The sequence below is a fragment of the Halanaerobium saccharolyticum genome, from assembly GCF_003259895.1.
Taxonomy (GTDB): Bacteria; Bacillota; Halanaerobiia; order Halanaerobiales; family Halanaerobiaceae; genus Halanaerobium; species Halanaerobium saccharolyticum_A.
On sequence record NZ_QLME01000006.1, the window covers coordinates 19,447 to 44,907 of the forward strand.

The 25,461-nt window shown below is 37.6% G+C and carries 20 protein-coding genes and 1 pseudogene; 5 read left to right on the top strand and 16 right to left on the bottom strand.

Annotated features, from left to right (window positions below; all coding sequences use genetic code 11):
* Positions 1–31: 31 nt before the first annotated feature.
* The 7 genes from uvrB to C7958_RS05735 all read right to left on the bottom strand — a co-directional run bounded on the left by uvrB (position 32) and on the right by C7958_RS05735 (position 8,038).
* Positions 32–2,059 carry an excinuclease ABC subunit UvrB gene (gene uvrB / locus C7958_RS05705; protein ID WP_111571707.1) on the bottom strand — a complete coding sequence of 676 codons (2,028 nt, stop codon included), beginning with the start codon at positions 2,057–2,059 and terminating at the stop codon, positions 32–34.
* A gap of 324 nt (positions 2,060–2,383) precedes the next feature.
* Positions 2,384–2,929 carry a hypothetical protein gene (locus C7958_RS05710; protein ID WP_111571708.1) on the bottom strand — a complete coding sequence of 182 codons (546 nt, stop codon included), beginning with the start codon at positions 2,927–2,929 and terminating at the stop codon, positions 2,384–2,386.
* Between the two features lie 55 nt (positions 2,930–2,984).
* Positions 2,985–3,767, bottom strand: a complete 783-nt coding sequence (locus tag C7958_RS05715) for a PRC-barrel domain-containing protein (RefSeq protein WP_111571709.1) — start codon at positions 3,765–3,767, stop codon at positions 2,985–2,987.
* A gap of 200 nt (positions 3,768–3,967) precedes the next feature.
* Positions 3,968–4,699: a glycerophosphodiester phosphodiesterase gene (locus C7958_RS05720; protein WP_111571710.1), complete on the bottom strand. Its 732-nt coding sequence runs from the start codon at positions 4,697–4,699 to the stop codon at positions 3,968–3,970.
* Positions 4,700–4,854: 155 nt separating this feature from the next.
* Positions 4,855–5,697: a carbohydrate ABC transporter permease gene (locus C7958_RS05725; RefSeq protein WP_111571711.1), complete on the bottom strand. Its 843-nt coding sequence runs from the start codon at positions 5,695–5,697 to the stop codon at positions 4,855–4,857.
* 20 nt (positions 5,698–5,717) lie between these two features.
* Entirely contained in the window at positions 5,718–6,605 is an 888-nt protein-coding gene (locus C7958_RS05730; RefSeq protein ID WP_111571712.1) for a carbohydrate ABC transporter permease, read from the bottom strand.
* A gap of 95 nt (positions 6,606–6,700) precedes the next feature.
* The gene (locus tag C7958_RS05735) at positions 6,701–8,038 is read right to left on the bottom strand and encodes an ABC transporter substrate-binding protein (RefSeq protein WP_111571713.1); all 1,338 of its coding nucleotides are present in this window, start codon (positions 8,036–8,038) and stop codon (positions 6,701–6,703) included.
* A gap of 311 nt (positions 8,039–8,349) precedes the next feature.
* Between C7958_RS05735 and C7958_RS05740 the strand changes: the two genes are divergently transcribed.
* The 5 genes and pseudogenes from C7958_RS05740 to C7958_RS05760 all read left to right on the top strand — a co-directional run bounded on the left by C7958_RS05740 (position 8,350) and on the right by C7958_RS05760 (position 13,894).
* Positions 8,350–9,507 carry an MFS transporter gene (locus tag C7958_RS05740; RefSeq protein WP_111571714.1) on the top strand — a complete coding sequence of 386 codons (1,158 nt, stop codon included), beginning with the start codon at positions 8,350–8,352 and terminating at the stop codon, positions 9,505–9,507.
* 135 nt (positions 9,508–9,642) lie between these two features.
* Entirely contained in the window at positions 9,643–10,530 is an 888-nt protein-coding gene (locus tag C7958_RS05745; RefSeq protein ID WP_111571715.1) for a carbohydrate ABC transporter permease, read from the top strand.
* A gap of 15 nt (positions 10,531–10,545) precedes the next feature.
* Complete coding sequence (locus tag C7958_RS05750) at positions 10,546–11,373, top strand: carbohydrate ABC transporter permease (protein ID WP_111571716.1); 828 nt, start codon at positions 10,546–10,548, stop codon at positions 11,371–11,373.
* Between the two features lie 298 nt (positions 11,374–11,671).
* Positions 11,672–12,865: pseudogene (locus C7958_RS15895) on the top strand (ABC transporter substrate-binding protein).
* Between the two features lie 195 nt (positions 12,866–13,060).
* Complete coding sequence (locus tag C7958_RS05760; protein ID WP_111571717.1) at positions 13,061–13,894, top strand: HAD-IIA family hydrolase; 834 nt, start codon at positions 13,061–13,063, stop codon at positions 13,892–13,894.
* Between the two features lie 160 nt (positions 13,895–14,054).
* Here C7958_RS05760 and sdaAA read toward each other — a convergent pair whose 3' ends face one another.
* The 9 genes from sdaAA to secA all read right to left on the bottom strand — a co-directional run bounded on the left by sdaAA (position 14,055) and on the right by secA (position 25,349).
* The gene (sdaAA, locus tag C7958_RS05765) at positions 14,055–14,924 is read right to left on the bottom strand and encodes an L-serine ammonia-lyase, iron-sulfur-dependent, subunit alpha (protein ID WP_111571718.1); all 870 of its coding nucleotides are present in this window, start codon (positions 14,922–14,924) and stop codon (positions 14,055–14,057) included.
* 10 nt (positions 14,925–14,934) lie between these two features.
* Positions 14,935–15,597 (bottom strand): L-serine ammonia-lyase, iron-sulfur-dependent subunit beta, encoded by a 663-nt coding sequence (sdaAB, locus tag C7958_RS05770; RefSeq protein ID WP_111571719.1) that lies wholly within the window; start codon positions 15,595–15,597, stop codon positions 14,935–14,937.
* A 49-nt stretch (positions 15,598–15,646) separates the two neighbouring features.
* Positions 15,647–16,879: a S41 family peptidase gene (locus C7958_RS05775; protein ID WP_111571720.1), complete on the bottom strand. Its 1,233-nt coding sequence runs from the start codon at positions 16,877–16,879 to the stop codon at positions 15,647–15,649.
* 93 nt (positions 16,880–16,972) lie between these two features.
* Complete coding sequence (locus C7958_RS05780) at positions 16,973–17,815, bottom strand: YitT family protein (RefSeq protein ID WP_111571721.1); 843 nt, start codon at positions 17,813–17,815, stop codon at positions 16,973–16,975.
* Between the two features lie 69 nt (positions 17,816–17,884).
* Positions 17,885–18,619: a WecB/TagA/CpsF family glycosyltransferase gene (locus C7958_RS05785; protein ID WP_111571722.1), complete on the bottom strand. Its 735-nt coding sequence runs from the start codon at positions 18,617–18,619 to the stop codon at positions 17,885–17,887.
* Positions 18,607–19,677, bottom strand: a complete 1,071-nt coding sequence (gene csaB / locus C7958_RS05790; RefSeq protein WP_111571723.1) for a polysaccharide pyruvyl transferase CsaB — start codon at positions 19,675–19,677, stop codon at positions 18,607–18,609. The genes C7958_RS05785 and csaB overlap by 13 nt, the downstream gene beginning before the upstream one ends.
* Positions 19,677–21,638, bottom strand: a complete 1,962-nt coding sequence (locus C7958_RS05795; RefSeq protein ID WP_243834271.1) for a DUF5693 family protein — start codon at positions 21,636–21,638, stop codon at positions 19,677–19,679. The genes csaB and C7958_RS05795 overlap by 1 nt, the downstream gene beginning before the upstream one ends.
* Positions 21,639–21,677: 39 nt before the next feature.
* Positions 21,678–22,785, bottom strand: a protein-coding gene (gene prfB / locus C7958_RS05800) for a peptide chain release factor 2 (protein ID WP_375669760.1) whose coding sequence is annotated in 2 segments (ribosomal slippage) — positions 21,678–22,715 and positions 22,717–22,785 — 1,107 coding nt in all. Because the reading frame shifts where the segments join, the coding sequence is not laid out codon by codon here.
* A complete protein-coding gene (secA, locus tag C7958_RS05805) occupies positions 22,782–25,349 on the bottom strand; it encodes a preprotein translocase subunit SecA (protein WP_111571726.1) in 2,568 nt (855 codons plus the stop codon). Before secA ends, prfB begins: the two co-directional genes overlap by 4 nt.
* Positions 25,350–25,461 lie beyond the last annotated feature (112 nt).

Sequence of the window (25,461 nt, forward strand, 5' to 3'; positions counted from 1 at the left end):
GTTTTCGGTACCTGGTACCTAAAAATATTTATTATTTTTCTTCCAATTTTGCTTCTAATTCTTCTATTTCGTCTCTAATCTGAGCAGCAATCTCAAACTCTAAGTTATCTGCTGCTGATTCCATTTCATCTTCTAGATCTATTATTAAATGCTGAATCTCTTTGCGTGTCATATTATCATAATTTTGAGTATTATCATCAGCATCTTGATTATCCTGACTTTTATCATAATAGCGGCTTTTATCTTCGGAAACTACCATCTCAACTGGTTTAACAACATCTCTTACTGGTTTGATAATTGTCTCCGGAGTAATATTATTATCTTTATTATGCTGAATCTGAATTTCTCTTCTTCTTTCAGTTTCGTCAATTGCAGTTTTCATTGAATCAGTAATTTTATCGGCATACATAATTACCTTACCACCAACATTACGGGCAGCACGACCAATTGTCTGGATCAACGCCCTCTGTGAACGCAGAAAACCTTCTTTATCAGCGTCTAAAATTGCAACTCGAGAAACCTCTGGTAAATCAAGACCCTCTCTTAAAAGGTTAATTCCTACCAGGACATCAAATTCTCCCAATCGGAGATCACGAATAATTTCTGAACGTTCAATTGTATCAATATCAGAATGAAGGTAGCGAACTCTAATTCCGGCTTCAGCCAGATATTCGGTCAGATCCTCTGACATTTTTTTAGTCAGAGTTGTGACCAGAACTCGCTCACCATCTCCTACAACCTGTCGAATTTCTTCCAGCAGGTCATCAATCTGACTCTTTGTCGGCCGGACATCAATTTTCGGATCAACAAGTCCTGTTGGACGGATAATCTGCTCAACTATCTGCTGACTGTGCTCCCGCTCATAAGGACCAGGAGTTGCAGAAACATAAACTGATTGAGGCACGACCTGTTCAAACTCTTCAAAATTAAGCGGCCTGTTATCTAAAGCAGAGGGAAGTCGAAATCCATACTCCACCAGCTTTTCCTTACGCGAGCGGTCACCGGCAAACATTCCACCAATCTGGGGAACTGTCATATGGGATTCATCTATAATCACCATAAAATCATCTGGAAAATAATCCAGAAGAGCCATCGGTCTAGAACCTGGTTCTCGTCCTGCCAGATGACGGGCATAGTTTTCAATTCCAGAACAAAATCCCATCTGCTCCAGCATCTCTAAATCATAACGTGTTCGCTGTTCCAGTCGCTGGGCCTCAACCAGACGGTTTTCTGCCCGCAGTTCTTTTAATCGTTCCTCTAGTTCGGAATTTATTGTTTTAATTGCTCTTTCAACCTTATCTTCTGGAGTAACAAAATGACTGGCCGGATAAATTGTCATCTCATCTATTTCAGCCTCGACCTCACCGGTTACAGTATTAATCCGGGTTACTCTATCAATCTCATCTCCAAAAAGTTCGACTCTGATTGCAATATCTCTATAAGCAGGAAAAATGTCTATTACATCTCCCTTAACTCTAAAATGGCCGCGGGATGTATCCATATCATTACGGCTGTACTGCATAAAAGTAAGACTACGAGTAATCTCTTTGCGGTCCATTATCTTGCCTACTTTAAGATCCAGAGATAAATTTAAATAATCATCAGGAGAACCCAGTCCATAAATACATGATACACTGGCTACAATCAGCACATCTCTTCTTTCAAAAAGTGAAGTTGTTGCCGATAGTCTTAATTTTTCAATCTCATCATTGACAGAGGCATCTTTTTCTATATAGGTATCAGTCTGAGGTACATAGGCTTCAGGCTGATAATAATCATAATAACTGACAAAATATTCAACAGCATTATCCGGAAAAAACTCCTTAAATTCACTGGTCAGCTGAGCTGCCAGAGTTTTATTATGTGCAATAACCAGAGTGGGTTTATTAACCTCTTCTACCAGTTTGGCCATGGTAAAAGTCTTTCCCGTCCCAGTCGCACCAAGTAATGTCTGGTGACGATGTCCTTTTCTTATCCCTGCAGCCAATTGTTCTATTGCCTCAGGCTGATCACCTTTTGGTTCAAAAGGGGCCTTTAATTTAAACTGTCCATCCTTCACTAACTATCCCCTCCTAATTTATTAATTGATAATTTAGCAGAACTTTAAAATTCTTTACTAGATCTGTGTTATCATAATTATATTTATTATACTCTTATCCAAAAATAATTTCAGTAAAATTTATGACATTTTTCAAAAAAGTGAATATATGTTTAGGTGCTGTCCTTCTATTATAGCAATAATCATTACTGAATTAAAGTTAAATTTAAAATCAATTTACCATTAATTTGTGAATATACGCACTTTAACCAGGTACAAAACGGCCGTTTTGTACCTGGTACGTAAACTCAAAAAAAAAAGAGCCCAACTAAGGGCTCATAAGTTTTAACTTACTTTAACTTTGCCAATTTCAGTTTTTACTTCATGGCTGTGATTATTAAATGACTCTTCAAGATGTTTAATACTTCCCTGAATTTCAGCCACATCATTAATCAATTTGTCCATTTGATTATTCCTATAATCCTTATTTTCTTCTAATGCTTTTAAAATAAGAATATTTTCTTCAAGCTGTCGACACACAGAATTTAATCCTCCGGTATTTTCATCAACCTTTGTAGCTATAGCAGATATTGCCTCTGTATTTTTATCTACTTTGGTTTCTATAGACGATATTGCCTCTGTATTCTCATCTACCTTGACTCCTATAGCAGATATTGCCTCTGTGTTCTCATCTACCCTGGTTCCTATAGAGGATATTGCCTCTGTATTCTCATCTACCTTGGTTTCTAAGGAGGATATTGCCTCTGTGTTCTCATCAACCTTGGTTTCTAAGGAGGATATCGCTTCTGTGTTTTTGTCTAGTTTCCCTTCCAGGGGAGAAATCTCTTCTTTTATAATCTGCCTCATACTATCAAGAAAATCCTGCTCCAATTAATTCACCACCTGTCTCTTAATAGTTTCCATAATTCTAAATTGATAACCAAATTTACTGCTGCCAGTATTTAATTTCATCATAATGATCGTACAGTTTTTCTTCATAATCACGATGGACTAAATAATCTGTTTTTTCTTCTCTATATTCGGGAGCACTTTTTATCTCTTCTTTTGTTTTATTTACAAATATTTTTTCCTCATTCCAGCTTATAAGCTCTAACCACTCAGGTGCAATTAATACATCCTTACCCGGTAAAATATTACGCGTATCAATTAAGAGGTAACGAATTGCCCAATCTTCCTCATCCACAAATAAATCTTCCAGATGCCCAAATTCTTTGTCTTCTGCCTGGATGTGATAACCTCTGACTTCATTAAAACTGCGCAGATTAGACTCTACATCATTTTCTTTTGTTCTTTTTTCTTCAGCTGTTAACACACTAAAATCAAAGAGTTCTTCTCTAATTACACTACCTGCCTGGATTGCAGGTCCATCAGTAGGATGAGGACTGACCCAGTAAATTGGCCAGTCAAAATGTTTTACGAGTTTTTCTTCCATAACTTTAGAAATAGGTTTATTCTTATCTAAACTTGGAGCCTCTTCTAGTTCATCTGAAGTCAGATCAACTAGAATCTCTTCCTGTTCATAATTTATTTGAATAAAAGAATTTGTGGAAATCAAAGTTTTTTGATGTTTAAGCCAGTTACCCGTATCTACAACAACATACCTCAAGCCAAAACGCTGCTGGTCAAAATAGAAATCCTTAACTTTACCCAAATCATCATCTTTACCATGAATTGTAAAACCTTCGAGATTCTTGAGCTTTCTTAACATAATTGCTCACCTCTCTTCATTTAGCGGCAAAAACAATCCAACAATTTTTTAATAATTTGTTTTTTTAGTCTTCTACCTTCTATCTTAATTATAGTAAATAGCAGCTGGAAATTCAAGTTATAAAATTACAAATAGATTAAAAAAGAGACTTGGATATTGGACTATAATACTAATTTTCAGCAGCCTCAAAAACCCGATTTTTAAGAATTATTATTCTGCTCCCTGATTTCCAGCGCCATCTCAAGATCATCAGTTATGATCATATCTACTCCTTTTTTCATTAAATCAATAACTGCTTCCGGATAATTTACTGTATAAACATTAAGCTGCATCCCCATAAAATGAGACTTATCTATTACTTCCTGATCAGCAGTTAAAAAATGTAGATGTAAAGCATCAAAACCTCTTTTAAAACTATAATCAGCAGGATTAATCATTTTTGACATTAATAAAGCCCCAGTTCTAATTTCCGGCTGCAGTTTTTTTACCGTCTGCAGGCTGTAATGATTAAAAGAAGAGATAATCACCTGATCTCTAATTTTAAATTGATCAACCAGCTTTAAAACCTTTGCTTCCAGGCCGGGATAAAGCAGAAAGTTTTTCAACTCAATGTTGATAACCTCTAAATTCTTAACGATTTCCAGCACCTCAGCTAAAGTTGGTATTTTTTCAGCTTTAAATTCAGGACTAAAAAATTCACCTGCACTCATTTTGCGTAATTCACTCAAAGTATAATCTTTTAGCAGTCCACTGCCGGTCATTGTTCTATCGATCAGTTCATCATGAATAACTACAACTTCTCCATCTTTTGTCAGCTGCACATCAAATTCTACCCCATCAGCACCCAGCTCAACTGCTTTTTTAAAAGCGACCAGAGTATTTTCCGGATAACCCTTTACCCCACCACGGTGTCCAATAATCTTTGTCTCCATTAATAATCACTTCCTCTATCTATCTTTAAAAAACTTTGTTTTTATAGTTGTATAATATAACTTTTAAAGGAGAGCTGCAAATCTGATTGAATAGTCTCGGCAGAAAATTTATATTCCACTTCTCAGCTGAAAATTATTGTATGATTTTTAACTAATCATTCCTTAATTCCCTGAGTAGCTATCCCTTTAACAAAAAACTTCTGGGCCAGCAGAAAAACAACAAGAGTTGGAATTACAACCATTATTGTACCGGCCATAATTAAACCCCATTCTCTTTCGGCTGCACTGGCAAATAACATTCTAATCCCCTGCTGGGAGACCTTCATACTATCTGAATTCAAAATAATCAGCGGCCAGAGATAGGCATTCCACATTACCAGAAAGTTAACTGTCGCCAGCCCGGCTAGAGTTGGTCCGGAAAGTGGAATTAAAATTTGAAACAAAAATCTAAATGGACCACAGCCGTCAAGTTGGGCTGACTCCATCAATGATTTGGGGATAGTTAAAAAATGCTGTCTCATCAGAAAAGTCGTGGTTGCACTTGCCAGGAAAGGCATTACCAGTCCTGTATAAGTATTGGTCCAGCCAAGTTTGCTGACAAAGTCAAAAAGAGGGACCACCCTGACCTGCATCGGCAGCATCAGAGTAAATAAAATTGCAAAAAACAAAAACTTTTTTCCTTTAAATTCAAAATGCGAAAAAGCATAGCCGCTTAAAACACCAAGTGTTAACTTACCAACCATCACAATTACTGAAGCAATTAAACTATTAGTTAAAAGCCGCCCCATATTTACCAGATTCCAGGCTCTAATATAATTCCCGAAGTATAATTGATCAGGTATAAATGAAGGTGGATAAGTAAATACCTGGGAGCGGGTCTGGAAACTTATACTGAATGCAAATAGGATCGGCATAATAACTATAAAACTTAAAATAATTAATAATAGATGGCTGAATATCTTATCCGCTAATTCTCGTTTGTGTTTTGATTTAAACATAATTAAGCACCTCCCCGGATTTATTGATAGTGTACTCCCTTACTGCCATATCTAAAGTGGAAAAAGGTTATAATTAAAACTAAGAAAAGTAAAACTACAGATTGTGCTGCTGCCAGCCCAGGTCTAAAATTAACAAACATATCTCTATACAATTTGTAGATAACCAGATTGGTCGCATTTGCCGGACCACCCTGGGTCATAATATCAATTATTCCGAAGGCCTGAAAAACAGTAAACAGGATATTCATAATAATTAAATAAAAAGTTGTGGGTGAAAGTAAAGGAATAGTTATTTTTCTAAAGATCTGCCAGGAATTTGCTCCATCAATTTTAGCGGATTCATAAACACTGTCCGGTATTGACTGCAGACCTGCCAGAAAGAAAATAATATTAAAACCCATGTTTTTCCAGATAGTTGCTATTATAATTGCAATAAAAGCAAAAAAACCATTTGTAAGCCAGGGCACCTGAAAACCAAACAAAAAATCTAAAACATAATTTACATGTCCGGCAACCGGATTTAAAAGGAAAACCCAGAGTGAACCGGCAACTGTGGGAGAAATCGCATAGGGAATAAAAAAAATTGTCCTGTAAATATGGATCCCCTTTAGTTTTTTATTAAGAAAAGTAGCCAGCACTAGAGAAAATGTCAGTCCACCAAAAATTGTGATCAGCACAAAAACTGCCGAACGCTGCAGACTATCCAGATAAGACGGATCAGTAAATAATTTTTTATAATTATCTAGACCACTGTAAATAACACGAGAACCAAATGGGGCAGTTCTATATAGACTTAAGAAAAATGACTGGAGTGTAGGCCAGTAAAGAAAAAATATCAAAATAATCATTGAAGGAATAATTAATAAATATGGTACTAAAAAGTGAGAATTATAATCCTGTTCTTTCACTGCTGTCTCCCCCCTTGGATAAAAAAACAATTCCCCTTCCAGTTTTTAAGTGGAAGGGAAATCATCTTTTTCAAATCATTTATTTAATTTAGATTTTATTGATAAAGTGAATTATATTCCTGTAGTGACTCATCTACCTGTGCCGCTGCATCTTCCATAGCTTCCTGTGGAGTCATAGTCCCCTGTAAGGTCTCCTCTATTGCACTTTCTACTATCTGTCTTACTTCAGGGAAAGTCCCAATTAAAGCACCCTGAGTTGGAGCACCTTTTTTACTTAACAGAAGCTGTAGGAATGCTGTCATATGATTTGGATTTTCAGCAAAGAACTGATTATTCATTTCTCTTTCTACTGCTGATTTAGTTACAGGGAAATATCCTGTCTGCTCAAACCAGTAAACCTGCTGTGCTTCTTCGGTCAGAAAACTTAAGAATTCCCAGGCAGCTTCTAGCTCTTCCTGTGGATGATCTCTAAGTGCCCAGAGGCTGGCTCCACCAATAATTACTCCACCGCGATCTACACCATCAGGACGGGGTAGAAAAGCTGTACCCAGTTCATAACCTGATGCTTCAGCATTTTCGCTAAAGTTTGTAACCTGGGCGGTAGATTCGATCATCATTGCAGCACGTCCTGATAAGAATGCCTGTTTTGCACCATCCCAGCCGCGGCCAGGGTTTAACATAATCTCTTCCTCAACCATTTCTTTCCAAAGTTCAACAAATCTAACTGCTGGCTCCTGATCTAAATATGATTCAGTTGCCCTACCATCACGGCCGTTGTTGTTATTAACCAATAGTGCATCCTGATTTGCAACCATCTGTTCTACAAACCAACCAACTATACCGAGAGTAAAACCATAGCGTTCAACATCTCCATCTTCATTTCTGATAGTCAGCTGTTCGGCATATTCTTTCAGTTCACTAAAAGTCTGTGGTGGATCATTAGGATCCAGACCGGCTTCTTTAAACGCATCTTTATTATAATATAATATAGGAGTAGATGAATTAAAAGGCATTGAGTTTAACTGCCCATCTACCTGATAATAATTAGAAACTGGTGTTAAAAATTTACCCCAATCAAAACTATCATCCTGAGCTACTTCTCTCCCAAGTTCTTCAATTGGAATGATAATTCCACTATCAACCATTACCTGAGTTCCAATTTCATAAATCTGAACAATATGAGGAGCATCCCCACTTCTTACTGCAGATTCTGTCTTAGTTAAAGTGTCATTATAAGTACCCGTATTTTGTGGCACAACCTCAATATTCGCATGCTGTTCATTAAATCTCTCAACCAGAGTCTCTGTGACCTCTAAATTGTGTCCCCCCATGGCATGCCAGAAATTAATAGTAATCGGATCTTCCTGAGCAGCTGCAGAAAAAGTCAGCACCAAAACCAGTGATAAAGCAAGCAGCATAGTTATTTTTCTCATTAATAATTCACTCCCCTTTAGCTAAAATTCTGTCATATCTTAACCTAACTCTTATTCGTTTTTTACCACCTCCTCTACTGCTTATTATATATTTATTAGAATTATTTGTCAATTAAGAATATTCGATATTATTGTTAAGTTCCTTAATTTCAATATTCTTTCTTTGCTCCAAATACTACCCTATTTATTACTATACAGGAGAGAAGTTAAAACTAGATTTCTAAAAAGTTAAAGTTATATAAAATCACTTATTTTAAAAGATAAACTAATTTGTTAAAACTCTTGCAAAAAGAAAGCAAAATGCTTATACTATGATAAATACATCAGGGAAAGAAGGAATTATCATCTTATTTAAATCATATTATTTTATCTATTATATCTACATAGCAGCTACAACCTATATCAATATTCACATGGAAGAAATCGGACTTTCGGCAACTCAAATTGGAATGATGACTTCAGCTGCCAAAACAGCCGCCATTATGGCTCTCCCGATCTGGGGAATGATGTCTGATTATTTTGAGGCAAATAAAAAAATACTGCTCTTTACTATCTCGGGAACCCTTATTTTTTCCCTCAGTTTTTTATTGAGTCAAAGTTTTTTAGTGATTTTTATACTTTACAGTTTTTTTGTTATTTTTAGCAGCTCCATTGTCCCCCTTTCTGATTCTTTACTGCTCAACTATCTAGGGGACAGAGCCGAACAGTACGGACAATTTAGAGTCTGGGGCTCGCTCGGTTATATGCTCGGAATTATGCCTTTTGGCTGGGTTATTGAACAGACTCAATCAGAAAGTACTTTTATATTAGCTGCTTCCGGCCTTTTTTTATCTTTATTTTTTGCTTATAAACTACCCAAAAGTGACAGAACTATCAAAGTTACAAGTTTAAGCAGTTTTAAACTTTTATTTAAAAATAAAGATCTATTATATTTTTTGATCTTTACCTTTTTCATTCAGGCACCTTTAACTGCTAATTTTGTTTATTTTCCCATCTATTTCAAATCAATTGGAGGGGGAGAAACTCTGCTGGGACTGGGAATGTTTATTGCTGCCGGCAGTGAGCTCGTTATTTTTCAAAAGGCTGATATCTTTTTGAAAAAATTTAAATTAAAAAAAGTTTTATTATTAGCAGCCATGACTTTTGGTCTCCGCTGGTTTTTAATTGCTATCTGGTCCTCACCTGTACTTTTACTTTTGACTCAGATCTTCCACGGCTTAACCTATGCTTTATTTCACGTCACAGCGGTTGGCTATATTTCGAAACTGGTTGGAGAAAAATTTCGTTCGACCGGACAGAATCTTTATGCTTCAATTATTAGTGTCAGCACTGTTGCCAGCAGTCTGATTGGGGGAATGATTTATGATGGAGCCGGTGGTGCAGCAATGTATGCTGTAGGAAGTGCAATTTCTCTGCTGGCCGGTCTTAGTTATTTTTATCTGCTGCATAGAATTGAATATAAAAAATAAAAATAAATTTTAAGCCCTGTTTTATAATTTTAAAGCAGGGTTTTCTACTCTAACAGAGAAATATAAAATTAGAGCTTGTAATTATTTTTTTAGTTTAAAAATTCATAATATTATCACTTTTAGGGGGTAATCAGATTGAACAGTAAGTTTGCTAAAAAATATCACTATTTAGCTTATCTTTTAATTGCACCATCAATTATTATTGTTACAACCTTTTTGATCTATCCTTCTCTACAATCACTCTATTTAAGTTTTTTTCGCTCGACACCTTTTGGTAACAGAATAATTTATGTTGGTTTTCAAAACTTCCAGCGGCTTTTAACTTCTCCTGCCTACTGGAATAGTTTAACCCGTTCCATTGTTTTTACAGGAGTGACCGTTTTCATTTCTATTGCTTCTGCTCTAATCCTGGCAGTAGTGACCAATAAAAAAATTAGAGGCGCAAAAATTTATAAAAGTTTATTAATCTGGCCATTTGCTTTTTCTTTTGCTTTTTCCGGTATTATCTGGGGAGTTTTAATGCACCCCAATGTAGGAATCATGTCCTATTACATTCAGCTATTAACCACTTATGAATTCAACTGGATTAATAATGGAACAGCTGCTTTCATTTTAATTATTATTGCCTCCAGCTGGCGGATGCTCGGCTATAATTTCATTTTCTTTATTGCCGCCCTGCAGAATGTTTCCCCTGAACTTTTAGAAGCAGCTGATATTGATGGTGCCAGTCCTGTTACAAAATTCTGGAGGATTACTTTTCCTTTAATTTCGCCAATTACATTTTTTCTCCTGATTATGAATACTCTGCAGGTCTTCTTTTTAACTTTTGGGGTTGTAGACGTGCTAACTCAAGGGGGGCCGGCTCGAGCCACAGATATTGTTACCTATAAATTATTTAGAGATGCTTTTTTAAGTATGAGAACCGGTTATGCCTCGGCTCAGTCGATTATTCTCTTTGTTTTTGTAGCAGTAATCACCATAATTCAGTTTAAATATGCCGGCGAAAAAGTATTCTATCAGTAAAGGGGAGAATTCAGAATGAAGCGCAAAAAGTCCACTACAATTTTTATTCATCTATTCTTAATAATTTCTGTATTTTTAGTTTCATTTCCAATAATTTATGCCTTTATGGTCAGTACCCTAAATGTAAATGAAGTTTATTCTTCCCCACCAAAACTGCAGCTTGGAAACAATCTAATCAATAATTATCGAGAGGCCTGGCAGCGTTCAAATATGGGGAAATTGCTTTTTAACAGTGCTTTTATTTCAATAGTTACAGCTGTCGGTAAAATTGCACTTTCAATTTCGGCAGCCTTTGCCTTTGTCTATTTTGGAAATTTTCCGGGCAAAAATATTCTTTTTGTCATGATTTTAATTACCCACATGCTGCCGCTGCCAATCAGAATTGTTCCCACCTATCAATTAATGGACAATTTAGGCTGGCTGGATACCTATTATGCACTGACTATCCCATTTTTCGCCAGTGCAACCGGAGTACTTTTATTTAGGCAGTTTTATATGACTGTTCCAGAATCACTGCTGGAGGCCAGCTTAATAGATGGCATTACTCCACTGAGATTTCTCTGGTCAATTTTAATCCCACTTTCTAAAAGTAATATAGTTGCCCTGTTTACTATTGAGTTTATTTGGGTCTGGAATCAATATCTCTGGCCCTTAGTAACTACTAATAGTGCCCGTGTCCGGGTGGTACAGATTGGTCTTAAAATGCTGATCCCATCTGATGCCCAACCGGAATGGAATGTAATTATGGCGGCTTTAATAATTGGTGTTATACCACCACTATTAGTTTATTTAACTCTGCAGAAAAGTCTGGTTGAAGGCTTTGCTATGCAGCAGGATAAATAATAGATACTGATACCTATCAAAGGAGGGATAAACTGCGGTGAGTTTAATTAAATAATTTTTCAATCGGGGGTGAGAGTAAAAAATTCAATCAGGGAAGTTGAATTATAATCTCAGAATTACTCATCTGTCTCAGGTTCATTTTTCATCAAAAAAAGGAGGTGTAATCTTCATTTATTAAGTTAAATGAAGAACATTTATGTTAAAAAAATCTATTATTATTTTAACCTTAGTCACTCTTTTTGCTTTTAGTGCAGCCATGGTCTCTGCTCAAACCATAGAACTCGAATTCTGGCATGCGATGAGCGGTGGTCGTACTGCTGCAGTAGAAAAAATTGTTGATGGTTTTAATGCAGAACACGATGATATTAATGTAACAGCTCAATTTACCGGCAGTTATGCAGAAACTTTAACTCAGGGAATTTCTGCTGTCCGCTCCGGTAATCCTCCCCATATTATTCAGGTTTATGAAGTAGGTACTCAGACAATGTTAGATAGTGAAGCAATTGTACCTGTTTACGAAATAGCAGAAGGTAAAATTGACTTCGGTAGTGTTATTCAGCCTATTTTAAACTACTATAGTGTTGATGGTCATCTTTATTCTATGCCCTTTAACTCCTCAACTGCAATGCTTTATTACAACAAAGATGCATTTGCAGAAGCAGGTATAGCAGCTGTTCCAGAAACCTGGGCAGACATTGAAGAAATGGGTCTGCAGATAATAAACAGTGGTGCAGCAAATCATGGTTTATCTTTTGGCTGGCCGGCCTAGATTTTAGAACAGATGCATGCTTATCACAACAAACCTTATGCAAATAACGATAATGGCCGCAGCGGCCGAGCAAATGAAGTTTACCTTGACCGTGATTTTGCTAAAATGGTTCTGGGAACCTGGACAGATTTGGTAGAAAAAGATGTTGTAGCTTATGGAGGCCGTGAATATTCTGCCAACCAGGATTTCTTAGCCGGTGAAGTTGCAATGTTAATTCAGTCAACTTCTTCTTTAAGTTCAATTATTGAATCTGCTGATTTTGAAGTCGGTACTACCTTCTTACCTCGTATTGAAGGTTATGGAATTGGTAATTCAGTCATTGGTGGAGCTTCTCTCTGGGTAATGCAGGGTCACAGTGATCAAGAATATGCGGCAGTAGTAGAATTTTTTAAATATCTGAGTTCAACTGATGTTACAATTCAGTGGCACAAAGATACAGGCTATTTCCCGGCAACAAATGCAGCCGTTAAAACTCTAATGGATAACCACTGGTTTAGCGACAATCCTAACTACTTAACAGCTTTTCTGCAGGTCTTAAGTGGAGTCCAGTCCCCAGCAGCCAATGGTGTACTCTTAGGAAACTTTGTTGAGATCAGAGATATTGTTGATACAGCAGTAGAAGAAGCATTTACAGGAGTTTCTTCTGCTGACGAAGCCCTAAACAAAGCTGATCAACAGGCTGACAGTGTGCTTCAGGATTATACAGAGTTATTTGATAACTAAGTTTAGCAAAGTAAATAGATTTTTTAATAAAACCCGACTGCAAAATGCAGCCGGGTTTTGCTTTAGTACTTGAATTCATTTAAAAGTACTGATAAATTAATACTAACATTAATTAATTCTAGAATTGGGCAAGTTAAGATCTTTCTGTTTTTCTGAGACAATGAATATAAAATGAGATTTTGAAAGGGGAAACAAATGAGTGATTTAAATGATCTAAAAGAAATAAAATTTTTTATGCTGGATATGGATGGGACAATTTATCTGGAAAACGATATATTGAAGGGGAGTCTGGACTTTTTAGAAAAACTTGAAAAGACAGACAGAGATTACATATTCTTAACTAATAATTCTTCTAAAAATAGAGCTGATTATCAGCAAAAACTGGCTCAAATGCAAATTGAAGTTACAGCTGAAAAGATTATTAACTCAGGTGAGATTACTGCCTCTTATCTGGCAGAAGAGGGAAATAAGAAGGGGAAAAGAATTTATCTTTTAGGAACAGAGTCTTTAAAAAAGGAAATGGAACGTTTTGGCCATCAAATTGTCAATGGAGAAGAAAATATTAAAGAGAAAGCAGAAAGTGTAGATTATGTAGTTCTAGGTTTTGATAAAAGCTTAACTTATCAAAAACTCTGGGATGCCCATGAGCTGATACTATCCGGCGTTAATTATGTAGCCACCCATCCGGATCTGGTCTGTCCTTTAAGTGGGGGCAAAACCCAACCTGATACAGGAGCAATGATCGAACTGCTGGCAGCCACAACGGGTAAAAGACCTCTAATTGTGGGCAAACCATCCAATCTTACTGTTGAATATATTTTAAAAAGATTTAATTTAAAAAAATCTGAGCTGGCAATGGTGGGAGATCGCTTATATACCGACATGAGGATGGCTCATGATGCAGGAATTACAGGAATCTTAGTTTTGAGTGGAGAAAGTAAAAGAGATGACTTAAAAGAGCTGAGTGCTGATCAAAAGTATTATGATTATGTTTTTGAAAGTGTAGCTGAATTAAAAAAAGAGTTATAAGTCAAAACTAAATAAACTATTTAAGGGACAGCATTAATGCTGTCCCTTAATAATTTAGAAGTTAGATTGAGTTAGATTTTACTATTTTAACTTAATCTTTATAATTCAACTTTTTGAATGTTAGAATCTATTTTATTATAACTTATTATCATATTTCTTACTACAGGTCTTGCTTAATCTTTAAAGCAGTAGGAGTTACTGCCAGTCCTCCGCGAGATGTTTCTTTAAGACAGGTCGGCATCTGATCACCAATTTCTGTCATGGCCATAATGACCTCATCTGCCGGAATCACACTTTCAATTCCTGCCAGTGCCATTGTAGAAGCTGTATAAGCATGAGCGGCAGCAAAAGCATTTCGTTTTACACAGGGCACTTCTACAAGTCCTGCTACTGGATCACAAACTAAACCCAGCAGATTTTTTAAAGCCACTGCAAAAGCATCAGCCGCCATCCGGGGACTGCCTCCCCTGAGCTCAACAGCTGCTCCTGCCGCCATTGCAGCTCCAACTCCACATTCAGCCTGACAGCCACCGGCCGCACCAGCCAGAGTCGCTTTTCTGGAGACAACATAACCCAGTCCTGCTGCAGTAAATAAAGCTTCTACCAGCTTCTGATCACTTAAACTATTTTCTTCTCCAATTGCAAGCACCACTGCAGGAACTATTCCGCTGACCCCAGCAGTCGGTCCGGCCACAATCTTACCCATCCCTGCATTAACCTCTGCAGTAGCCAGGGCATAAGTAATCATTTTATTATATATATTATTCTGCTCAGATTTTGAGGCAGTAGTTAGATATTTTTCCAGCTTAAGAGCCTCATCTCCAACCAGGCCACCTCCGGTCTGAATATTATTTTTGCGGCCATAATCAACAGCCTCTTTCATTACATTTAAATTTGCCAGCATTGATTTTCTGACCTCTGCCTCAGTCATTTCTTCCTCTTCAGCTTCAACCTGGAGTACTATCTTCCAGATAGAAGTTTCAGCAGCTTCAGCCAGTGAGACAAGCTCTTTTATTGTAGCATATTCCATCTATTCCACCTCATATCCTCGGCAAATATCGAACCTGAAGAATATCCTCAGAATTCTCTAATTTAGTGATTACATCCTGGTTGGGCTGATCATCCATTTCTATAATACAGGACCCAATCTCACCTTTTCGATTTCTATAAACCTGCATAAAAGCAATATTGATTTTATAACTACCCAGGATAGACGTGATAATCCCAACTTCTCCCGGACGATCCTGATGTAAAATCCAGAGAGTGGGCATTCTACCTGTTAATTCAACAGTGCTGCCGTTAATTTCTGTAACTTTAATTCTGCCACCACCAATTGAAGAAGCAACAATTTCTAAGTTTTTAGTTTTTTCCTTATTATACAATATAATCTGAGCTGTATTGGGGTGGACCTCTCTTAATTTTACCTCTTCTATGGAAAATTCCATACCTTCAGTTTCTGCCAGCTCAAAAGAACTACGCAGACGCTGATCATCAGGTAAAAATCCCAGTAAGCCTCCAATTATTGCTCTATCAGTTCCATGACCAACTGCGGTATCTGCAAAAGATCCGTGCAGCTTAACAACTGCTCGATCTATTTTATCTGCAAATAAGAGTTTGGCCATTCTACCGATTCTGGCAGCTCCCGCAGTATGAGAGCTGGAAGGACCGATCATAGCCGGCCCCATTATCTCAAAAATACTCATTTTATTCAGCTCCTAAAATACCTGTCTTTAATTTATCAGCTTAATTTTTTTATTCACCTGAAGCTTTTTTATCCTGAAAATCACGGACAAAGATCATATTTTCCATTTCCTCAACTGCCTGATCAAGCTGATTATCACTGCCATCTTCCTGAGCAGCTTCCAGGTCTAATTCCACTTTGATATCTGGAGTAATTCCCTTATCATGAATATAATTTCCAGCAGGGGTATAATAACGGGCAGTAGTTAAACTAACTGCAGAACCATCTTTAAGTGGTATTACAGACTGTACCACTCCTTTACCAAAAGTAGTGGTTCCCATCAACTTGCCTCGATCATAATCTTTTACCGCTCCAGCAACAATTTCTGAACCACTGGCAGATCCTTTATTAACTAAAACTATTAAAGGAATTTTAGTATCAGCATTAATATTTTTATTGACTTCTAAGACTCTTTCAGTCTCGTCCTTCTGTTTTACTGAAACAATAACTCCTTCATCTAAAAAGACTGAAGAAACATCAACAGCTTCATTCAGCAGACCACCAGGATTATTTCTTAAATCAAGAATGATTCCCCGGGCTCCCTGCTCTTTTAAATCCGCAACTGCAGTTTCAACCTTTGTTCCGACATTTTCAATAAACTGAGCCAGGCTGATATAACCAATTTCTTCGGTTTTCATCTCTGTCTCTACATAAGGAACCTCTATATCTTCGCGAGTGATTTCAACATCAAAAGGATCTTCATCACCACGATCAATTGTCAGAGTAACATCTGTTCCTTCTTCTCCCCGCATTAAATCCACTGCTTTCATCTGCGACATTTCTGCAGTTTTCTGGCCGTCAATTGCAGTTATTATATCTCCTGCTCTCAATCCAGCTCTCTCGCCGGGAGTATTTTTAATTGGAGAAACAATAGTCAATTTATTATCTCTCATTGTAATAACAATTCCAATTCCACCGTAATGGCCTTCATATTCCTGCTGCATTTCTTCGTATTCAGAAGGAGACATAAAATATGAATAACGATCAACCTCATTTAACATTCCATCTATGGCACCTTCAATCAGAGTTTCAAATTCTACATCTTCAACATAGTAATTTTGCAGCAAAAACATAACATCCTGAAAAGCATCTGCCTTTGTATAATTTTCTTCCTGCTGTGGTTCCTGAGGCAGCTGCCTTTCTACTCCACCATCCTGGGCAGAAACTGCAAAAGTAAATAACAGCACGAATGCTATTGTTATTAACCACAATTTATTATCTAATATTTGTCTAATTTTTTTCATTAACTACGCCACCTGCTTTCTTAATTTTTAAAATATAATTGATAAATGCTGAACATAAAAATTTATTAATCAGCCGTCAATTCCAAAAATAAATTAATGTGCTATTTCTGTAAATCCTTCACCAAGTACTTCATGAACATTACTAATAATTACAAATGCTTCCTCATCTATTTTTGCTACTGCTTTTTTTAGTTCTGATACTTCAGAACGTGAAATAATACAGAGCAGCACCTGTTTTCTGTTACCTGTATATCCACCCTTAGCTTCAAATTCGGTAATCCCGCGGTTCAAATCATTAACCACCATCTGATTGATCTCATCAGCTTTATCAGAGATAATCAGCACACCTTTTTTGAAGTTTAAACCTTCCTGGACAACATCTATAGTCTGAGAGGTAATAAAAATTGTAACTGCTGCATAAAGCGCTACTTCTAGATTAAAAAAGATACCAGCCAGGACCACTACAACTCCATCAGCGATTAAAAGTCCCTCACCAACAGTAATTCCAGTAAAGTAATTGATCAGGGAAGCTATCATATCTGTACCTCCGGTAGTTCCCCGGGAACGAAAAACAATTCCCAGACCAATTCCACCGACCACACCTCCATAAATTGAGGCCAGCAGCAGATCATCAGTCAGAGCTGTCATCTGGGGCTGCAGCAGATCAGTAAAAACAGAAAGAGATATTATTCCATAAATAGTCCGAATCCCAAAACTGGTCCCCATAATCTTAAGACCGGCCAGAAAGAGTGGAATATTGATAATCAACATTGTAATCCCAATTGGAAAAGATGTTATATAATAGATAACAGTTGCCAGCCCGCTGACTCCACCGGCTGCAATTCTATTTGGAACCAGAAACACAGTTAAAGCCAGCGCAATCAAAAAAGAGCCGACTGTGATTCCCAGATAGTCAATGATTGTTCTTTTTTTCAAATTATCTCCCCCTTATAAACTTATTTCCTTGTTTAAAATTTAATTTGTTTTAAAACCATAAAAATAAACTCAGCTAAAATATTCGGATTTTATTACTAAAAATATAAATTTGGGCAGAGATAAGATTCTGCCAAAACGAGAAGGCTCCTGCAGTAATCTATAAAACCATTCCAGAGCAGCCTTCTGCATCCAGAGTGGAGCTCGATTTACCTCTCCAGCCAGCACATCAAAGCTGCCGCCAACTGTTACTGCAGCTCCAACATTTAAATTTTTCAAATTATTATCCAAAAATTTTTCCTGCAGGGGGACTCCCATTCCCACCAGCAGCAGATCAATATTCATTTCATTTATTTCCGAAATCACCTTCTGTTGATTTTTATGGTCTAAATAACCGTGATGATATCCTGAAATATTTAAAGCAGGATACTTTCTTTTTAAATTTGCAGCTGCCTGATCGACAACCCCCGGTTTACCACCCAGAAAATAAAAATTAACATCCTCTTTAGCCATTTGCTTAAAGATTAAACTAATCAAATCAAATCCTGCAACCCTTTCCTGGAGAGGTTCTCTCATGATTTTAGAAGCAATGACCACTCCAATCCCATCTGCAGTTGCCAGATCAGCCGAATTCAAAATTCGAGCCAGCTCCCTGTCTTCAGCCGCCAGGGCCAGCATTTCTGAGTTTGGGGTTACCACTAAAGAAGGTCGACTGTGATCAGCAATTAGTTCTTTAACCCGATCTGCGGCCTGCTCAAGATTGACCCGATCAATATTTACATCCAGTATTTTTATCAGCTCCCGCAAGAGTCAACCTCCTCTAAAACCAGTTCTGCAAAATTTTCAGCTTCAACCGTTTTCTGCTTTAAAAACTCTTTAATTTTTTTGCGCAGACTGTATCTTTCTGCAAAAATAGTTTCCAGTTTCTCCGCTATTTCTGCTGCTTCCAAATCCTCCAGTTTGATCAGCGGCAGATAATCAAGCTCAGTCATTAATCCCTCAATCTTGGGATCATAGCTTAATGCCAGCAGCGGAATTTGATTTAGCAGCGCAAAAATTAGACTATGCAGACGAACTCCAACAAATAAATCAAGCTGAGAAAATGCCTTTAAAGCTTCTCCCGGCACTGCAGGAAGATCACAAATCTCAGTTTCAGCTTTCAATTTACCTTTTAACTCTCTCGAAATTTTTTCGTCTGCACCTTGATGCATCGGAAATAAAACAAATTTAATATTGTTGGTCTGCGCAAACTTGTTTAAGCCTGCTGCAAGTTCTGATAGATAATCAATTGACCAGGGCCTGACCGAAATTCCAACTTCTATTTTACCTTTAATCTGCTGCCTCATATTATTTAAAGGATCATAGAGAGCAAATACAGGATCAACTGTCAGCTCAATTTTCTTTTTGACATCTATCTCCTTCAAAAGATTTTTTGAACCCAGATCCCTCACACCCAGTATATCAAATCTATTCAACGTCAGAGCAGTTATTTTCTGGCTCCACCATTTATTTAGCGGACCAGCACCCTGAGCATAATAGACAGTTTTTGTATTCTGCATTTTTGCCAGCCAGGCCAGCCCCAGATAATAGGGAACAGAAAAACTGCCGGTAACATCCTGCAGCAGGCTGCCGCCACCACTAATAAAAAGATCTGCCTCAGCCAGGGCAGCCAGAATCTGAATAAGTGAAGTCCGGCTGACTGAATTTACATCATAAAGTTCAGCTGTTTTTTGAGGACTGGCTGAAAGAACAGTTATTTTAAGTTTTTCATTTTTATTTTTTAAAAGCGAGGTTATTCCTGCTAAAACAGCCTCATCACCGAGATTGTTAAAACCATAATAACCTGAAATCACAATATTTTTCATTATTTAACCCCGGTAAAATAATATTTTTGATAAAGATAATTAAATAATTTATAAAAACCAATTAAAACTAAAGCCACTCCAAAGCTCAACCAGTAAGCATGAAAAGTTCTAAGCAGTGAAATCATGACCGGTGTGTGCAGATGAGAAAATGTATTAACAGTAGTAATTACTCCCACTGAAGCCAGCATTAAAAGTGGATAAAAGAATAACTCTTTTCTTTTTTTTGCCCCCAGGTAGAGTGCAAAAATAAAGAGCGGATGTCCAATTAAGAATTCTTTAAAACGCGGTCTTACATAAAGCAATTTTTCCAGCAGACTGCGAACAGTTAATTCCCAGGCTGGAACCGGCAGCAGCGGAAAGTTCCCGGTTCTCCCGATATAGATAACTGCAATTAGTGCCAGTCCTCCGGCCAGAATAATGTGCTTTACTTTAATCACTCTTTCCAGCAGCTGTGGAATTTGCTGCCTCAAATTTTTGCTTCCGGGCCGGAAAAGATAATAAAGTGAAATTATGATCAGAGGCAGTAAAAAAGCAAGTTTTACCCCTCTAAAAGCATTAATTTTAAAGATAAATTCACTGCTATTTAAAGCAGCACTTACAAAAACTCCTCCAATCAAAGCGGTTATAACAGCAGCAGTGAAATTGAAAAAGACAAAGGCCAGGCTGAGGCCGCCCTCAAGATTTTCTCCTCCTCTATCTTTTTCAAGCAGAAATATAATTACTGCCAGAGAAGGAAAAATCACCGCCGATCCGAGTGCTGTTATCTGCCTTAACAAAATTCCTCGACCGGACTGTAAAAGAAAAATTCCGCCTGCAGCTGAGGCCAAAAAGAAAATATTCATAATCACTGAATATTTAAACGCTGTAAAATAATTCAAAAGTAAAATGCCGGCAGCTGTTACACCCAGCAAAATTGCTAAAAGATGCCAGCTGGAATTACTGTAATAGGATACAGGTTCTGAGTTTCCGGGCTGATAACCTTCCGCTTCCAGGCGAGAAGTTAAAGTTGAAAGCAGCCCCAGATTTTTCTCTGCCAGCTGATTTCCTTTTAAATAGGGCTTATGATAAAGAACCTTAACACTTCTCTCCCTAACTGAAAGTAAATAACGGCTGATGATTTGCTGATCATCTGCCTTTTCTACTTCTTCCTGCTGCATACTGTGTGTTCGCAGCAGCTGATAATTATTCAATTTAGCCAATTTTTCTGCTCCATTCTGGTCAGCAATAAAAGCTTCTATATTTCCGAAAATCAAATTATGCTCCTCCATCAAAGCAGCAGTTTCTTCGATTCTATCTGGATAACCAGTTATTTCTTCCCCATCAAAAACCAGAAGTTGGGGACTTAATAATTCCAGATTATTTTTTAAGGCAGAAAAGGCATTTAACTTATTATTGCTGCGATAGACAACTTTCAGACCCTGCTTACGAGCTTCCCGAACCTGAGCAGTATTAAAACCTAAATTTAAGTCTTCGAGTTTTTCATGCCAGTTGGGAAAGTAAATAAAATCATACTCAGCTGTATTAATAACTTCTGCTGAGTATTCTGCAGCCAGTTCCGGAGCTAAATTATTAAGCTGTTCTCTTAAAGAATCACTGAAAACTGCAAATAATGCTGAATTTTCCAGCTCACCAATATTTATTTCATTATTTTCTAGCCCTGTCTGCAGTTCGTTTCCTGCTAAAATTATATCCAGAGCTTCAATTCTTTTTAGAGCACCATTATCCAGAAAATCTTCTAAACTCTGCTGATAAACAGCAAGAGCAGTAATTCCATTTTTCTTTAGTTTCTGCAGATTAATCTCTGGAGCAAGAGACTTCAGCTCCGAATAGGCTTCTCCGTCCATTACTATTTCTATACCCGGGCTCTGATCTACCCGGTCAATTCTCGCCGTCAGGGTCCAGGCGGCTGCAATAAATGTTATTAAAATGATCCCAATTAGTATTTTCTTCAAGAAATTCACCTTTTCCTCTTTAATAATTATTACTGTCCTCTATAATGATTACTGAGCACTTTTAAATTTTAAATAGGCTTCTATAAATTCATCCAGATAACCATCCATAACCTTGTCAACATTACCCTCTTCAAAATCAGTGCGGTGGTCTTTAATCATACTATAGGGATGGAAAACATAGGATCTAATCTGACTTCCCCAGGCAATTTCTTTATGTTCTCCACCTAATTCATCAATTTTTTCAGCCTGAGCTTCTTCTTTTAGCTCCAGCAGTTTGGCAGTTAAAACCTTCATCGCTGTGGCTTTATTTTTATGCTGAGAGCGTTCATTCTGACACTGGACCACAACTCCTGTCGGCTGATGGGTAATTCTAACCGCTGAGTCAGTCTTATTTACATGCTGACCACCGGCACCACTGGCCCGATAGGTATCTATTTTTAAATTATTTTCATCAATATCAACTTCTATATCATCATCAATCTCCGGCATTACATCAACCGAAGCAAAGGAAGTATGTCTCCGGCCTGAGGAATCAAAGGGAGAGATTCTAACCAGGCGGTGTACTCCTTTTTCTCCTTTTAAATAACCATAAGCATAATCTCCACTGATCATCAATGTTACACTTTTGATTCCGGCTTCCTCCCCGGGGTTAAAATCCAGGGTCTGCAGTTCATAACCATTGGACTCTGCCCAACGGCTGTACATTCGAAGCAGCATCTGAGCCCAGTCCTGAGATTCCGTTCCTCCAGCACCAGGATGAATAGAAAGAATTGCATTATGATCATCATAGGGTTCATTTAGACGCAGCTTTAGCTCAAGTTTTTCGAGCTCCTTTTCCAGCTCAGTCAAGGTCAGCTTAAGTTCACTGGCTAAGCTTTCATCTTCCTCTGCTGCCAGCTCTAGATAAATTTCAGCTTCCTCAAACTTTTCTTCCAGCTGATTAATAACCTGCATGCGTTTTTTGATCCGGTCCAGCTTCTGCGATTTCTGGCGTGCGTTTTCTTTATCATCCCAGAAACCACCGGCTGCCATCTCAGTTTCTATCTTCTTTTTATTCTGCAGCAGTTTTTCCCGGTCAAAGTAAATCACTCAAATCCTGAAATCTATCTTTTAACTCTGAAAATCGTTCTTTAAAATTATTATTCACTACAATCATCTCCCACAACACTTTTTATATTTTTTACCGCTGCCGCAGGGGCAGGGATCATTACGTCCGGGTTCTTCTTCCTTAACAACAGTTGCCTGTCCAATACTGCCATCACCAGCACTGCTTTTATCATTACCTTTTGATTTCCCTTCTAAAGCAGCCTCCGGAGAAGAATAATTCAGCTGCCGCTGCTTAATCTGCTGTGCTGGCATATTTTCTCTTTCTTCAACCTCAACTTTAAAGGCAGTTTCTACAATATCTTCTCTGATGGAAGAAGTAAGCTCATTAAACATATCAAAAGACTCGAATTTATATTCTGTCAGCGGATCTTTTTGGCCGACAGCTCTCAGGCCAATTCCCTGTCTCAGTTCATCCATATTATCAAGATGAGTCATCCACTTCCGGTCAATTACTCTTAAAGCAAGGAATTTAATTATTTTATTGAAGCGCTCAGAATCAACCTTTTCTCGCTTACTCTGATAGGAACCCAGAGAACTTAAAGTAATTTTTTCTTTAATCTCGCTCCGCTCTTTACCCTCAATCTCAGCAGCTTCTATATCTCTGGCCAGAGCAATTCCATGCAGATATTCGAGCATCCCTTCTAAATCCCATTCATCAGGATGTAGATCTCCGGAAATAAACATCTCCATTACATCTTCCAGGAGCTGTTCCAGCATTCCGGCAATCTTTTCTTCCAGCTCATCTGTAGTCAGCAGAGTTTTACGCTGTCCATAAATAACTTCACGCTGTTTATTTAAAACATCATCATATTCTAAAATTGCTTTTCTAATATCAAAGTTACGGCTTTCGACTTTCTGCTGAGCCCGCTCAATTGAATTAGATATCATCTTATGTTCAACCGGCTGATCTTCATCTACACCCAGTTTATCCAGAATACCGTTAATTTTATCGGAACCAAAGAGCCTTAAGAGGTCATCTTCTAGCGATACATAAAACTGTGAAGATCCAGGATCTCCCTGACGACCAGCACGACCACGCAGCTGATTGTCAATTCGACGACTTTCGTGACGCTCAGTTCCTAAAACATGGAGACCACCGAGTTCTACAACACCATCACCCAGGACAATATCTGTACCACGACCGGCCATGTTGGTAGCAATGGTCACACTTTTTTTCTGTCCGGCATCTTTAATGATCTCGGCTTCACGCTCATGGTTTTTAGCGTTTAGAACTTGATGGGGTACATTTTCTCTTTTCAGCTCGCGGCTTAACATTTCGGAATTTTCTATATCAGCTGTACCGACCAGTACCGGCTGACCTTTTTCGTATAGTCTTTTAATCTCTCCAATAACATTCTTATATTTAGCCTCTTTATTGGTAAATACCAGATCAGGCATATCATCTCTAATCATCGGTTCATTTGTCGGAACAACTACAACCGGCATATCGTAAATTTTAATAAATTCTTCTTCTTCAGTTTCGGCAGTACCTGTCATTCCGGACAGTTTATCATACATCCTAAAAAAGTTCTGCAGGGTAATTTTGGCAAAGGTCTGACTTCCCTTCTGGACCTCTACCCCTTCTTTAGCCTCAATGGCCTGATGTAAACCTTCACTGTAGCGGCGGCCTTCCATGACCCGGCCGGTAAATTCATCCACAATTTTTACTGCTCCATCCTTAACAATATAATCACGATCCTTTTTCATCAAGGTATGAGCCTTTAAGGCCTGATTTAACTGATGATTAAGCTTGAAATTTTCTTCTGAATACAGATTATCTACATTTAATTTTTTCTCTGCTTTTTCAACACCGGCCTCAGTTAGAGTTACCAGCTTATTTTTTTCATCAATCTCATAGTCTTCCTCACGTTTTAAAGCAGGAATAACTCGATTAAATTTTCGATAATCTGAACTTTTTTCCTGGACAGGTCCCGAAATAATAAGTGGGGTCCGGGCCTCATCAATTAAAATACTGTCAACCTCATCTAAAATTGCATAATGATGTTCCCGCTGGACCAGATCTTCTTCTTTATAGGCCATATTATCCCGCAGATAATCAAAGCCAAACTCATTATTGGTACCATAAGTGATATCACAGTTATAGGCTTCCCGCCTTTCAGCAGGAGACATCCCACTTAAAATTACACCAACTGACATTCCCAAAAAACGATAAATCTGACCCATCCATTCACTATCTCTTTCGGCCAGATAGTCATTAACAGTTACTACATGGACACCTTTACCTGTCAGAGCATTTAAATAGACAGGTAGAGTTGCAGCCAGAGTTTTACCTTCACCGGTTTTCATCTCGGCTATTTTGCCCTGATGAAGTACAATACCTCCAATCAGCTGAACATCATAATGACGAAATCCAGCTTCTGTTGCCCTCTGAGAAGCCTCCCGCACAACAGCAAAAGCCTCTACCAAAAGATCATCCAGACTCTCACCATTTTGATGTCTATTTTTAAATTCTTCTGTTTTCGCCTTCAATTCCTGATCACTTAAAGCCTGCATTTCAGGCTCCAGCGCATTAATTTGCTCTACAATTGGTTCTAATTTTTCCAGTTCTTTTTCATTTGCATCTTTAAATAAGTTCTTGAGGAACTCAAACATTTATCTTCCTCCCTAAGGTTTAGAATCTAATGATTTTTTATCCTATTTTAATGGTATTCAGCTATTTAAGTAATTTACTTTACTTTCACTATCTCAATCAAAGTAATTATAT

Bases quoted from the DNA above. Each gene is read 5' to 3' on its own strand.
- csaB (WP_111571723.1), bottom strand. From the start codon at position 19,677: ATGAAAAATATTGTGATTTCAGGTTATTATGGTTTTAACAATCTCGGT.
- secA (WP_111571726.1), bottom strand. From the start codon at position 25,349: ATGTTTGAGTTCCTCAAGAACTTATTTAAAGATGCAAATGAAAAAGAA.
- C7958_RS05715 (WP_111571709.1), bottom strand. From the start codon at position 3,767: ATGTTAAGAAAGCTCAAGAATCTCGAAGGTTTTACAATTCATGGTAAA.
- C7958_RS05760 (WP_111571717.1), top strand. From the start codon at position 13,061: ATGAGTGATTTAAATGATCTAAAAGAAATAAAATTTTTTATGCTGGAT.
- C7958_RS05775 (WP_111571720.1), bottom strand. From the start codon at position 16,879: ATGAAAAAAATTAGACAAATATTAGATAATAAATTGTGGTTAATAACA.
- sdaAB (WP_111571719.1), bottom strand. From the start codon at position 15,597: ATGAGTATTTTTGAGATAATGGGGCCGGCTATGATCGGTCCTTCCAGC.
- C7958_RS05735 (WP_111571713.1), bottom strand. From the start codon at position 8,038: ATGAGAAAAATAACTATGCTGCTTGCTTTATCACTGGTTTTGGTGCTG.
- C7958_RS05720 (WP_111571710.1), bottom strand. From the start codon at position 4,699: ATGGAGACAAAGATTATTGGACACCGTGGTGGGGTAAAGGGTTATCCG.
- sdaAA (WP_111571718.1), bottom strand. From the start codon at position 14,924: ATGGAATATGCTACAATAAAAGAGCTTGTCTCACTGGCTGAAGCTGCT.
- C7958_RS05725 (WP_111571711.1), bottom strand. From the start codon at position 5,697: ATGTTTAAATCAAAACACAAACGAGAATTAGCGGATAAGATATTCAGC.
- C7958_RS05750 (WP_111571716.1), top strand. From the start codon at position 10,546: ATGAAGCGCAAAAAGTCCACTACAATTTTTATTCATCTATTCTTAATA.
- C7958_RS05740 (WP_111571714.1), top strand. From the start codon at position 8,350: ATGATAAATACATCAGGGAAAGAAGGAATTATCATCTTATTTAAATCA.